Annotated in this window: 14 protein-coding genes; 13 read left to right on the top strand and 1 reads right to left on the bottom strand. The window is 36.0% G+C overall.

Features of this window, described 5'->3' with window-relative positions:
• Positions 1-19 precede the first annotated feature (19 nt).
• Entirely contained in the window at positions 20-703 is a 684-nt protein-coding gene (locus IGK82_RS04960; RefSeq protein WP_002403307.1) for an HD domain-containing protein, read from the top strand.
• Between the two features lie 16 nt (positions 704-719).
• On the opposite strand, the gene IGK82_RS04965 is transcribed toward IGK82_RS04960, so the two are convergent.
• Positions 720-1,214, bottom strand: coding sequence for a YajQ family cyclic di-GMP-binding protein (locus IGK82_RS04965; RefSeq protein WP_002357974.1), 495 nt, complete (start codon positions 1,212-1,214; stop codon positions 720-722).
• 234 nt (positions 1,215-1,448) lie between these two features.
• On the opposite strand from IGK82_RS04965, the gene IGK82_RS04970 reads away from it, so the two are divergent.
• The 12 genes from IGK82_RS04970 (at position 1,449) to scrK (ending at position 12,336) form a co-directional block, all read left to right on the top strand.
• Positions 1,449-2,405 carry a YitT family protein gene (locus IGK82_RS04970; RefSeq protein ID WP_002381974.1) on the top strand — a complete coding sequence of 319 codons (957 nt, stop codon included), beginning with the start codon at positions 1,449-1,451 and terminating at the stop codon, positions 2,403-2,405.
• Between the two features lie 202 nt (positions 2,406-2,607).
• The gene (locus IGK82_RS04975; protein WP_002357972.1) at positions 2,608-3,477 is read left to right on the top strand and encodes a class II fructose-bisphosphate aldolase; all 870 of its coding nucleotides are present in this window, start codon (positions 2,608-2,610) and stop codon (positions 3,475-3,477) included.
• Between the two features lie 173 nt (positions 3,478-3,650).
• Positions 3,651-4,943, top strand: a complete 1,293-nt coding sequence (locus IGK82_RS04980; protein ID WP_002357969.1) for a UDP-N-acetylglucosamine 1-carboxyvinyltransferase — start codon at positions 3,651-3,653, stop codon at positions 4,941-4,943.
• On the top strand, positions 4,940-6,232 hold the full coding sequence (gene rho / locus IGK82_RS04985; RefSeq protein WP_002357968.1) for a transcription termination factor Rho: 1,293 nt from the start codon (positions 4,940-4,942) through the stop codon (positions 6,230-6,232). The genes IGK82_RS04980 and rho overlap by 4 nt, the downstream gene beginning before the upstream one ends.
• A gap of 99 nt (positions 6,233-6,331) precedes the next feature.
• Positions 6,332-6,601 (top strand): type B 50S ribosomal protein L31, encoded by a 270-nt coding sequence (locus IGK82_RS04990; RefSeq protein WP_002357967.1) that lies wholly within the window; start codon positions 6,332-6,334, stop codon positions 6,599-6,601.
• 316 nt (positions 6,602-6,917) lie between these two features.
• Entirely contained in the window at positions 6,918-8,030 is a 1,113-nt protein-coding gene (tagB, locus tag IGK82_RS04995; RefSeq protein WP_002378198.1) for a teichoic acid biosynthesis protein TagB, read from the top strand.
• Positions 8,020-8,766, top strand: coding sequence for a WecB/TagA/CpsF family glycosyltransferase (locus tag IGK82_RS05000; RefSeq protein WP_002360559.1), 747 nt, complete (start codon positions 8,020-8,022; stop codon positions 8,764-8,766). Before tagB ends, IGK82_RS05000 begins: the two co-directional genes overlap by 11 nt.
• Positions 8,767-9,360: a hypothetical protein gene (locus IGK82_RS05005; protein WP_002360557.1), complete on the top strand. Its 594-nt coding sequence runs from the start codon at positions 8,767-8,769 to the stop codon at positions 9,358-9,360.
• A gap of 52 nt (positions 9,361-9,412) precedes the next feature.
• A complete protein-coding gene (gene tagD / locus IGK82_RS05010; RefSeq protein ID WP_002384695.1) occupies positions 9,413-9,823 on the top strand; it encodes a glycerol-3-phosphate cytidylyltransferase in 411 nt (136 codons plus the stop codon).
• A gap of 138 nt (positions 9,824-9,961) precedes the next feature.
• Positions 9,962-11,026 (top strand): DUF916 and DUF3324 domain-containing protein, encoded by a 1,065-nt coding sequence (locus IGK82_RS05015; protein WP_016622268.1) that lies wholly within the window; start codon positions 9,962-9,964, stop codon positions 11,024-11,026.
• Positions 11,019-11,231 (top strand): hypothetical protein, encoded by a 213-nt coding sequence (locus IGK82_RS05020; RefSeq protein ID WP_002357965.1) that lies wholly within the window; start codon positions 11,019-11,021, stop codon positions 11,229-11,231. Before IGK82_RS05015 ends, IGK82_RS05020 begins: the two co-directional genes overlap by 8 nt.
• A 226-nt stretch (positions 11,232-11,457) precedes the next feature.
• Entirely contained in the window at positions 11,458-12,336 is an 879-nt protein-coding gene (gene scrK / locus IGK82_RS05025) for a fructokinase ScrK (protein ID WP_002363736.1), read from the top strand.
• The last annotated feature ends 20 nt before the right edge of the window (positions 12,337-12,356 follow it).

Consider the following 12,356-nt stretch of genomic DNA (forward strand, 5'->3'; position numbering starts at 1 on the left):
AATTTTAAGGAGAAAATAAATGAAGCTGTTTGAACGCATTCATCAAGATACTGAAATTCGACAAATTTATGATGCAATTGGTCAAATGGAAGATGAAGAAGCTGGGTGGGCATACCATAATTGGTTTCATGTAAACAATGTCGTAGCCATGACGGAAATGATTTTGAAACAACTTGCTGTTTCAGAGGAGTATTTAGAGGCGGCAAAAATTGCGGCACTGCTCCATGATGTGGGTGCGCTACAAGGAAAAGCAGGACATGCACTTCGTGGAAAACAATTTGCAGAAGCATATTTTCGTAAGCAAAAGATTTGTTTGCCTTATCAAGAAGAAATTTTATCTTCTATAGAAAATCATAGTAATGGCTTTGATTCGGAAGAGTTAATGACACTAGCGCTAATCATTAGTGATAAATTAGATATTACAACCTCTCGTGTTGCAAAGGCTGGTTATTTCGTGCCAGGAATGCGGCAATTTCAATTTTTAAAGAAAATTGAAATTATGCTTTCAGAACAAGAGGTTTGTGTCTCATTTACGGCAGAAGAAGAGCTGGATTTAGAAGAATTAAATGCGTTTTATTTTATGCCAAAGGTTTTCAAAGCAATTGCCGCTTTTTCAGGAAAAATCCAACGCCGACCAATCGTTTTATTGAATAATCAAGAATGGCCGGTACCAAAACAAAAAAATCCTTCAACTGTTCATTAACAGTTGAAGGATTTTTTTAGCGATAATTATTAAACTCAAGAGCCATTGGTAAATCTAATTCTCGTAAAAGAGCCATGACTTTTTGTAAATCATCCCGACTTTTTCCAGTTACCCGAATTTTGTCTTCTTGGATTTGTGACTTAACTTTAATCCCAGAGTTTTTGATAGCTGTGTTGATTTTTTTCGCATTTTCTTTATCAATACCACTGATTAAATCACCATATTGGCGAGCGGTACCCCCTAAGGCTTTTTCACTTTCTGAGAAATGAATATTTTTAATCGGAACATTGCGTTTGACTAATTTTCCAAATAAAATATCCTTCACTTGCTCGACTTTATAATCATCTTCAGCTACGACTACTAATTTATCGTTTTCCAATTTAATATCAGCAATTGACCCTTTAAAGTCAAAACGATTTTTCAATTCTTTCAAGGCAATTTGAATTGCGTTTTTGACTTCCTCCATATTGACCTCTGAAACTACATCAAAACTTGCTTCTTTTGCAGCCATGTAAAAACCTCCTAAAATATTCTTTGCTTCATCATATCATGAAATAGTAAAAAAGGTTAGGCTAGAATCATTTTGAATAGAGAAATAAGAAGATCAATTTTTAGGGATATCTTCCCGCATTCTTTCATGGAAACGTTGCAAAAAAATTTTTTTCAATGTTCGCTTTTAGCCCCTTTTCTTTTAGGATAGAACCTGTTATTCTAAGTCAGAAGAATAGCGAAGGAGCGAAGAAAAATGAGTCGATTGGTTAGTACTTACCAAAGGAATGAATCGATAAAAAAAATAGCAGTGATGGCGATAACCGCTTTGACTTCTGCGGTCGGTTTGAATTTCTTTTTGATTCCGGCAAAAGTTTTTTCGGCAGGGATGAACGGAATTGCGCAAATCATTGCTACATTATTATATACAAATTTAGGAATCCATATTAATACAGGGATTTTCATTTTATTTTTAAACATTCCCGTCTTCATTCTAGGGTTTGTAAAATTAGGGAAACAATCAACGATTCTTAGTTTCATCAATGTTATTGGTATTTCCGTTGTCACTATGTTTGTGCCAATCGTAACAGTCACAACGAATCCTTTGATGAACGCAATTATGGGTGGTGTCTTAGTCGGCGTTGGCGCAGGGCTTTCATTGAAAATGGGCTTTAACACTGGCGGCATGGACATTATTTCACTGATTCTTTCAAAAACAACAGGGAAAACAGTTGGTAATTTTATGTTCTTATTAAATGGTATTATTGTGCTGTTGGCTGGTTTTGTATTTAACTGGGAAAGTGCGTTGTATACTATTATTTCTATTTACTGTTTGAGTCAGGTGGTCGACATGATTCATACCAGTCACCAAAAAGTCACAGCAATGATTGTCACCACGAGACCAGAAGCCGTTGCCTTAGAAGTTTCTCAACAAATCGCTCGTGGCATGACCTTGTTGCCTTCAATCGGCGGCTATTCAGGTGCAGAAGGTCGGATGATTATGATGGTCATTACTCGCTACGAACTCTATGATTTAGAACAAGCAGTTTACAGTATCGATGAGAATGCTTTTGTAAATATTTTACCAACACAATCGGTTTTAGGGCGTTTTGCCAATGAAGATGAACAACGGATTTTTCATAGTACTGGAACATTTCCTGAGCTTCAATCCTACAAGGTGAAACGTTATCCGCCAAAGAAAAAATTAAAATAGCAAGTCGGCCTTCAGATCCCAAAGTGATAACGGGAAAACTGGAGGTTTTTTTATAAAAATGAAGGTTATGTGAAAGAATAGACAAAAATTTTCTGAAAAAGGGAATTTTACTAGAAAAGTGTCAGGAATTCTGCTAAAATAGAACCGTTGGTTAGGGAACACCTAACAAATAAAGTTTTTAAAAACTTAGGAGGAATTTTTTATGCCAGTAGTATCAGGAGCAGAATTCTTAAAAGCAGCACGTAAAGGCGGCTATGCAGTAGGTGGCTATAACACAAATAACTTAGAATGGACACAAGCGATTTTAGAAGCAGCAGAAGCTAAAAAAGCACCAGTTCTAATCCAAACATCAATGGGCGCTGCTAAATACATGGGCGGCTACAAAGTAGCTAAAGACATGATTACTAATTTAGTAGACTCAATGAATATCACAGTTCCAGTAGCAATTCACTTAGACCACGGTGACTACGAAGCTGCTTTAGAATGTATCGAAGTTGGCTATACTTCAATCATGTTTGATGGTTCTCACTTACCATTCGAAGAAAACTTAAAATTAGCGAAAGATGTAGTTGAAAAAGCTCACGCTAAAGGTATTTCTGTCGAATGTGAAGTTGGTTCAATCGGTGGTGAAGAAGACGGAATCATCGGTACTGGCGAATTAGCTGATATCGAAGAATGTAAACAAATGGTTGCTACAGGTATTGACTACTTAGCATGTGGTATCGGTAACATCCATGGTCAATATCCAGAAAACTGGAAAGGTTTAGCATTTGATCACTTACAAGCAATTGCTGAAGCTGTCGGTTCTGATGTACCTCTAGTATTACACGGAGGTTCTGGTATTCCTCAAGAACAAATTGAAAAAGCAATTTCAATGGGTATCTCAAAAGTTAACGTAAATACAGAATTCCAATTATCATTCGCTAAAGCAACGCGCGAATATATTGAAGCTGGTAAAGATTTAGAAGGTAAAGGATTTGACCCTCGTAAATTATTAGCACCAGGTAAAGCTGCAATTATCAAAGATGCAGAAGAACACATTGATTGGTTCGGTTCAGCTAACAAAGCTTAATCAACTAGTTACGTTAAAGACAGCCACAGCACGTGGCTGTCTTTTTTATTTTTTGTTATTTTTTCATTCTATTAAAATACCTGAGAAGTTTTCTTTTTTCTTAAGCTTGATTATGATAGAATGATTGGGTAGTTTATTTAGAAAACGTATATTACAGATAGGTGAGAATATAAATGAAAAAAATCGTAATCAATGGGAATCGTCCATTAAAGGGCGAAGTAACCATTAGCGGCGCCAAAAATAGTGTGGTCGCTTTAATTCCAGCTGCTATTTTAGCAGATTCGCCCGTGACTTTAGATGGCGTTCCTGACATTCAGGATGTTCACTCATTAATTGAAATTTTAGAAATTATGGGTGCTAAAATTACTTTTGAAAATAATACATTAATTATTGACCCAACAGAAGTTGTTTCTGTGCCTATGCCAAAAGGAAAAATCAATAGCTTACGTGCGTCCTATTATTTTATGGGCTCACTTCTTGGTCGATTTGGGGAAGGCGTTGTCGGCTTACCTGGCGGTTGTTACTTAGGACCTCGTCCAATTGATTTACATATCAAAGGATTTGAAGCATTAGGCGCTCATGTAACCAACGAACATGGGGCGATGTACTTGAGAACAGACGAAGCTGGCTTACAAGGAACCCGAATTTTTATGGATATGGTATCTATTGGCGCTACAATCAATGTCATGTTAGCCGCAGTTAAAGCCAAAGGCAAAACGATTATTGAAAATGCTGCGCGTGAGCCAGAAATTATTGATATTGCTACATTATTAAATAACATGGGTGCAAAAGTTCGAGGAGCTGGAACGGATGTTATTCGGATTGAAGGTGTCGAAGAATTACATGGCTGTCGTCACTCGATTATTCCAGATCGAATTGAAGCTGGGACTTATTTAGCTATGGCAGCAGCTATGGGTGAAGGAATCAAGGTTCGAAATGTTATTTATGAGCATTTAGAAAGCTTCATTGCGAAATTGCAAGAAATGGGCGTTAAGATGACAATTGAAGAAGACATGATTGAAGTTCATCCGTCACATGATCTGAAAATGACGACGGTGAAAACCTATCCGTATCCTGGTTTTGCCACAGACTTGCAACAACCGTTAACGCCATTACTTTTAAAAGCACAAGGAACTGGTGAAATTATTGATACGATTTATGCTCAACGAAATAAGCATATCCCTGAGTTGGTGCGGATGGGGGCTGATGCTTCGGTTGAAGGCAATATGATTATCTTAAATGGCCCAAATCAATTGCACGGTGCAGAAGTAGTCGCCTCTGATTTACGGGCAGGCGCTTGCCTAGTCACTGCCGGCTTGATGGCTGAAGGTACGACCACGATTTATAATGTAGAATATATTTTACGTGGGTACGACCACATTATCGAAAAGTTAACTGCTTTGGGTGCTGATATTCAAATGCTAGAAACCGAAGAACAAGAAGGTCCGTTTGAGGTGGATCAATGAGCGACTATTTAACAATGGCTGAATTGGAAAACAGTACGTTAAAAGATATTTATGCGTACGCGAAAGAGTTTAAAATTCCTTATTATAGCCAAATGAACAAAAAAGAATTGTCTTTAGCTGTGATTCGTGCACAAGCTGAGAAGCAAGGGTTTTTCTTCATGGAAGGAATTTTAGATATTGTTTCTCAGGATGGTTATGGTTTTTTGCGGCCAATTAATTATGGACCAAGTGCAGAAGACATTTATATTTCTTCTTCTCAAATTCGTCGTTTCGGATTGAGAAATGGGGACAAAGTAGCTGGCAAGGCGCGTCCGCCAAAGGAATCAGAACGTTACTATGGACTCATGCATGTTGAAAGTGTCAATGGGAAAGATCCTGAAGAAGCGAAAGAGCGGCCACATTTTCCAGCGCTAACACCGTTGTATCCTGAAAAACAATTAACGTTAGAAACAACGGCTGGCAGATTATCAACACGAATGATTGATGTATTTGCCCCAATTGGTTTTGGGCAACGTGGTTTAATTGTAGCGCCGCCAAAAGCCGGGAAAACAAGTGTTTTAAAGGAAATTGCTAATGGGATTACAGAAAATCATCCTGATGTGGAATTGATTCTGTTGTTAATTGACGAGCGTCCTGAAGAAGTGACTGATTTAGAGCGAAGCGTTAAAGGCGATGTGGTTTCTTCAACTTTTGATCAACAACCACAAAATCATACGCGAGTTGCTGAATTGGTTCTGGATCGAGCAATGCGCTTAGTTGAAGACAAACGGGACGTAGTTATTTTAATGGACAGCATCACTCGTTTAGCAAGGGCCTATAATTTAGTGGTCCCGCCTAGTGGTCGAACCTTAAGTGGCGGAATAGATCCAGCTGCGTTTTTCAAACCTAAACGATTTTTTGGTGCTGCCAGAAATATCGAAGAAGGGGGCAGTCTGACTATTTTAGCCACGGCATTGGTGGATACAGGTAGCCGAATGGATGATGTCATCTATGAAGAATTCAAAGGCACAGGCAACATGGAGCTCCATTTATCTCGTGAATTAGCAGAGCGCCGTATTTTCCCAGCAATTGATATTAAAAAATCAAGTACACGAAAAGAAGAGTTGCTAATGACACCAGAACAACTAGAAGAAACGTGGAAATTGAGAAATAATATGTCAGGAGACTCGCTGGAATATACGGATCAATTCATAAAAATGTTGAAACGGACCCAAAATAATCAACAATTATTTGAAGTTTTCCATGATGTTTCGTTTGGCAAACAAATTAAAAGAAATCCAAAAAGATAATTGCATACCAACTGAAAACATGGTAAGATAGCATTGTTGTATACCGACAAAATAACTCTGATACAGCAAATGGATCAGGGCAAAGGAGCGAAAAAACGTATGAAACAAGATATCCATCCAAATTACCAACCAGTAGTATTCATGGATTCAACAACAGGTTTCAAATTCCTTTCAGGTTCAACTAAAGGATCTTCAGAAACTGTTGAATGGGAAGATGGCAATACTTATCCATTATTACGTGTTGAGGTTACTTCAGACTCACACCCATTCTACACTGGTCGTCAAAAATTCACACAAGCCGACGGACGTGTGGACCGTTTCAACAAAAAATACGGTCTCAAAGACGAAAACGCAAATCCAGACGCATAGTCTTTCAAAACATTGTTATGACAAGGTTTATAGAGGTTTTCCACTGTGGTGGGAAACCTCTATTTTTGTTGGATAGGCAGTTTTAAATTCAGAGAAATTATTTAAATATTATTTTATTTAACTGAAAGTATAGCTAGTCCGTATACCGTATAATTTAAATTATTTGGATAGTATACATATTGTAAAGTGCAATTGTCTTTTTAGAATCTTTAAGGTATAATTTGTTTTAATGAGTTTATATGTAAGCTTTTTCTTTTTAAAGACTTTGATCATATCTTTTTTATAAGAAAACTATTGTTTGTGAAAGGATATAAAAGTGCTAAAACAATTGTACTTAACAGTATTAAGATGGAGACCGTACAAGCATAAAAAAGTAAAAATTGTGTACATAATGAGTTTCCCAAGAAATGATGGACATTTAATTGAACAATTAGAACAACAATATCACGGAATGATAATAGTACTTTATACAAAAAATTGTCAATCATACGCAGCATCCTTAAATCAAAAAGGCATAAAGACGATACTTTTTGATAAGAAAACTTTGTTGATTACAACGGCGATTTCATACTTGAAGTCAGCGCCGTTAATTTTTGTAGATAATTATTTTCCAGAATTGGCAATTTTAAAAAAAAAGCAAGTAGTTATCCAATTATGGCATGCTAATGGGGCTTTAAAACAGTTTGGCTGGGGTGCTTATCACACGAAACATAGAAGTAGCAAGGATCAAATCAGGTTTCAAAAAGTTTACGATAAAATGAATTATTTTATCGTTAATTCACTAAAAATGGAAGCAATTTTTAGAAACAATTATCGTCTCGAGAATGCTCAATTTTGTCATTTTGGTTCGCCGCGTCTTGCTTATCTTGAAAAATTAGAGGTAGGAGAAACAAATCAGAATAATAAAGTTTTATATGCACCAACTTACCGAGAGGGAATGAATGAAATGATGCTTGTGATAAATCAAGCAATAAAGGCTTTTTCTGCTATGCCAAATTTTCATTTTTATATGAAATTACATCCATCAATCCAGTTAGATGCCATTGAACTACCGAGAAATGTTTCTATTTGGGAAAAGCATATTTTTGAAAGCTTTAGTGAAATAGGCTACTTGATTACTGATTATTCGAGTGTGGTCTTTGAATACATGCATGTTAAAGAGCAACCGAATATTTTATTTTTTTGTCCAGATTTAGAAAAATATGCATTAAATCCTGGAATTGAGCCTGATTTTTTTGAATATTTACCAGGACCGTTAGTTGAAAATGAAAAACAGTTGATTGTGGCATTGTCAAATTTTTCAATAAATAGTTATAAAGATAATATTACTAGAATTAACGAAGAATGGAATCAATATCAGTCAAAAGAGACCATTAATAAAATAGTAGAGTTGGTAGAGAGAATCTTGGGGGGATTTTGTGAAAAGTAAGGTACGCACTGAATATATTGGGGGATTACCAGTTGACGTATTAACACATCAAGAAATTATGGATGACTTAGAAAGTTATCTCAAAGCTAAAGAGAAAATGATTGTAACTAGCGTTAATCCGCAGATTTCATTGTTAGCATTTGAACATCCAGAAGTTAAGTTATATTTGAAAAGAGCAACTCATCGGATTGCAGATGGGATAGGTGTGGTCAAGGCATCGAAGCTAATGGGTGGGTCTATTCGTGAAAGAGTTACAGGAATTGATGTCATGGATAATTTTTTAGAGTATGCAAATCAACATAAGGAACGAATCTTCTTGTATGGTGCAAAGCAAGAAGTAGTTGAAGCAGCAGCTAAAAATATTCAACGACAATATCCAGGGATTGTTATTAGCGGTATTTTACATGGCTATACAAAGAAAAAACAGCAAGAAATTGTGGAACAAATTAACAAAGCTGAACCAAGGTTTGTCTTTGTAGCATTAGGTTCACCGAAACAAGAGATTTTTTTGGAACAAACAATTGATCACCTGACAGCTAATGTATTTTTAGACGTAGGCGGTACTTTTGACGTATTAGCTGGATCAGTAAAAAGAGCGCCAGAATTTTATATAAATCACAATTTGGAATGGTTATATCGTTGTTTGACAATGAAGAGATACGATCGGTTAATGCAAATTCCTAAATATATTTATTTGACTATTAAGTATCGGAACAACAAGTCTAGGGGGCAGTAAATGATTATTTTGTTTATTTGGGAAAATGACGTAGACACAACTTTTTATATCGTGAAAATAGAGAAAGATGAGAAGTTCATTTTACGAGTACCACCTATTCACAAACTAAGTAAATTTGTTCAAAATAATCAATGGAATAGTTTGATAGAAGAATTAAGAAAATTGTCTTCATATGAAGTAACTGAGTACATAATTATAAAAAAAGCAATGCTTTTTTCGTATCTTTTTGAAGACGATAAAGAAATTGTTATTTCAAATCAAAGTGAGCGGCATCTAATAGATCAAAATGGCAAAGAATGGTTTTTACCAAAAGGAAAAGTTGCTGTAAATCAAGAGGTGCTTTCAGAATATCTTCGTTTTAATCATTCAGATGCTGAACGTTCATTTGAGCATCAGGAACACATTTTTCGTTTAACGAAAATTAAATTATTAAAAGATAAAAATCCGTTAAAATTGCAAAAGCAGTTAAAGCAATTAAAAAAAGCTACAACAACGTCTTTCTCTATAAAATCTCTGAGTAAGTTATTACTAATTTATACTGCTACAGAAAATAAAAAATTTGATCGAAAAACCATCAAAGTCAATCAAGAGTAGCCTTTTTTCTATTCACAAAAATTGATAATTAACGAAGAAATATCAAAGTACAATGGAGGTTTTTATGAAAAAAATACTTACTTACGGCACATTTGACCTCCTGCACTATGGTCATATTAATTTGTTGAAAAAAGCGAAACAACAAGGGGACTACCTGATTGTTGGACTTTCAACAGATGCTTTTAATTTAGAAAAAAAGAAACAAAGTTATTTTTCATATGAAAAACGTAAACAATTATTAGAGGCAATTCGTTATGTTGATTTAGTTATTCCTGAAACTAGTTGGAAACAAAAAGTTTCCGATATTGCTGAATTTAAAATTGATACTTTAGTCATGGGCGATGATTGGCAAGGGGCTTTTGATTTTCTAGAAGTTGAAACAACCGCAAAGGTTCTTTATTTGCCACGAACGCCAGAAGTATCAACCACACAGATAAAAAAAGAATTATATTATAGTGAATAATAAAAAGTCTCCTTGGTATTTTTCAAGGAGACTTTTTTCAAGATTATCCTTCCCAAAAGTCAAAGATTGATCAGCATTGTTTCGCTGATTTGTTAGACTAGTAGGTACATTCAGCTTTATAAAGGAGATCTTGAAGAAATGAGTAGAAAAAAAGTCGGTGTTTTCTGTCTATTTCTGTTTTTCACATTTTTTATTATTGTTCCAAAAGTAGAAGCTACAGAAGAAATGAAGACTAAATTTACAGTAACGCCTGTTTTACCAGAAAATCAAGTGTCAGGAACATCTAGTTATTATGATTTAATTCTGGCACCAAAGCAATCTTCCACTATTGTCTTAGACATAAAAAATAAGACAGACGAAAAATTGTCCATCGTATTGACTCTAGCAAATGCATCAACAAATGATAATGGTTTGATTGTGTACAATGATTTTGATAAACCACTTGATTCATCGTTAAAGGTTCCGCTGACAGACTTGGTTACTTTAGAAAATGAGGAAGTGAGTGTGCCGCCTCATCAAACAGTATCAGCAAAGATGAAGGTGAAGGGACTTGATCAGCCTATCAAAGGAGTTGTTTTGGGCGGGGTTTATGCGCATCTCAAAGATGAAAAAACAGAGGAAGAGAACCAAACAACGGGATTAACCAGTCGCTACGGGTTTAATGTTGCGATTGCCATGAGGAGTGCTGCGAATGTTCCTTTAACAGAGGTGAACCAACTGAAATTAGCGAAAGTAACACCTACAATTGCTTTAGGAGCCAAATCGCTAAAGGCGGTCATTCAAAATCCATATGCTGCTATTTTTCCAGAAGTTCGTTTAGAAGGTCAAGTGATAAAAAAAGGATCCTCTAAAAAAATTGCACCACGGACACTAAAAAATGTTCGCTTTGCCCCAAATAGTTCCATGAATTTTCATCTTGATTTGGGTAAACAACCGCTAGATGCTGGGACTTATATATTTACAGGACGTGCTATTTTACAACAAGATGAACAACAGTCTTGGCCTTTTCAACAAGAATTTACGATTAACACTCGTGAAGCAAAAAAATTGAATCAAGAGGCTACGGTCAAATGGGTCCTACCTACATGGTGGTTACCGACTTTCTACACGTTGTTAGTAATCACAATTGGGGCAATTTATAGTGTCATTTGGCGCAATAATTATCAAAAAACAAGCGAAAAGGAGAGTGAGAATAATGGCTAGTTGGTTTTGGTTGTCTGGCGGTTTAGCGGTCATTTGTTTTATGTTTTTCCTCTTTTCTTTGCTGACTAGTATGAGTTTTATTCAGCATGCAAAAGAACCCAGAAGTATTCTAAAAGAAACGCTTTTAAGTTGGTTAATGCTTTTACTTAGTGGTGGGTGGATTACAATCGGACTATTGTTATATTTTTCGCTAAAGAATCAATAAACAAAAAACGAGCATTCATTGTTAGATAACCGTGAATGCTCGTTTTTTTGTTTTAGGAAAATGCTCTTTAGCAACTTGCCAGATTTCATTGGGCAACCTGACTGAAATTGTTAAATTGTTCTGTCGAAACGACAAAAAAGTGGTAAACTAAACGTGTATGTTAGTTATTTAATCAAAAGTAATGTATCCGCTTACTTATAAAATGGAAACGAAGGAGCATATTGCAATGACAGAAAAACTTTTAGGAAGTATCGAAGCCGGTGGCACAAAATTTGTATGTGGCGTTGGGACAGATGATTTGACCATCGTAGAACGTGTCAGTTTTCCCACAACAACCCCAGAAGAAACAATGAAAAAAGTAATAGAATTTTTCCAACAATATCCTTTAAAAGCGATTGGGATTGGTTCGTTTGGTCCGATTGATATTCACGTTGATTCTCCTACGTATGGTTATATCACTTCTACACCAAAATTAGCTTGGCGTAACTTTGACTTGTTAGGGACTATGAAACAACATTTTGATGTGCCAATGGCTTGGACAACGGATGTGAATGCTGCGGCATATGGTGAGTATGTTGCTGGAAATGGGCAACATACATCTAGTTGTGTATATTATACAATTGGAACTGGTGTTGGCGCTGGAGCGATTCAAAACGGTGAGTTTATTGAAGGCTTTAGCCACCCAGAAATGGGGCATGCGTTAGTCCGTCGTCATCCTGAAGATACGTATGCAGGAAATTGTCCTTATCATGGAGATTGTTTAGAAGGGATTGCAGCAGGACCAGCAGTTGAAGGTCGTTCTGGTAAAAAAGGTCATTTATTGGAAGAGGATCATAAAACTTGGGAACTAGAAGCTTATTATTTAGCACAAGCAGCGTACAATACTACTTTATTATTAGCGCCAGAAGTGATCATTTTAGGTGGCGGCGTCATGAAACAACGCCATTTGATGCCGAAAGTTCGTGAAAAATTTGCTGAATTAGTCAATGGATATGTGGAAACACCGCCTTTAGAAAAATACTTGGTGACGCCTCTTTTAGAAGATAATCCAGGAACAATTGGTTGCTTTGCCTTGGCAAAAAAAGCTTTAATGACTCAAAAATAACCATTTATTCGCAGTTCATG

The organism is Enterococcus sp. AZ197 (genome assembly GCF_050556405.1).
Classification (GTDB): domain Bacteria; phylum Bacillota; class Bacilli; order Lactobacillales; family Enterococcaceae; genus Enterococcus; species Enterococcus faecalis.

Excerpts from the sequence above, each read along its gene's own strand:
- IGK82_RS04960 (WP_002403307.1), top strand. The coding sequence starts at position 20 with ATGAAGCTGTTTGAACGCATTCATCAAGATACTGAAATTCGACAAATT.
- IGK82_RS04965 (WP_002357974.1), bottom strand. The coding sequence starts at position 1,214 with ATGGCTGCAAAAGAAGCAAGTTTTGATGTAGTTTCAGAGGTCAATATG.
- IGK82_RS04970 (WP_002381974.1), top strand. The coding sequence starts at position 1,449 with ATGAGTCGATTGGTTAGTACTTACCAAAGGAATGAATCGATAAAAAAA.
- IGK82_RS04975 (WP_002357972.1), top strand. The coding sequence starts at position 2,608 with ATGCCAGTAGTATCAGGAGCAGAATTCTTAAAAGCAGCACGTAAAGGC.
- IGK82_RS04980 (WP_002357969.1), top strand. The coding sequence starts at position 3,651 with ATGAAAAAAATCGTAATCAATGGGAATCGTCCATTAAAGGGCGAAGTA.
- rho (WP_002357968.1), top strand. The coding sequence starts at position 4,940 with ATGAGCGACTATTTAACAATGGCTGAATTGGAAAACAGTACGTTAAAA.
- IGK82_RS04990 (WP_002357967.1), top strand. The coding sequence starts at position 6,332 with ATGAAACAAGATATCCATCCAAATTACCAACCAGTAGTATTCATGGAT.
- IGK82_RS05005 (WP_002360557.1), top strand. The coding sequence starts at position 8,767 with ATGATTATTTTGTTTATTTGGGAAAATGACGTAGACACAACTTTTTAT.
- tagD (WP_002384695.1), top strand. The coding sequence starts at position 9,413 with ATGGAGGTTTTTATGAAAAAAATACTTACTTACGGCACATTTGACCTC.
- IGK82_RS05015 (WP_016622268.1), top strand. The coding sequence starts at position 9,962 with ATGAGTAGAAAAAAAGTCGGTGTTTTCTGTCTATTTCTGTTTTTCACA.
- IGK82_RS05020 (WP_002357965.1), top strand. The coding sequence starts at position 11,019 with ATGGCTAGTTGGTTTTGGTTGTCTGGCGGTTTAGCGGTCATTTGTTTT.
- scrK (WP_002363736.1), top strand. The coding sequence starts at position 11,458 with ATGACAGAAAAACTTTTAGGAAGTATCGAAGCCGGTGGCACAAAATTT.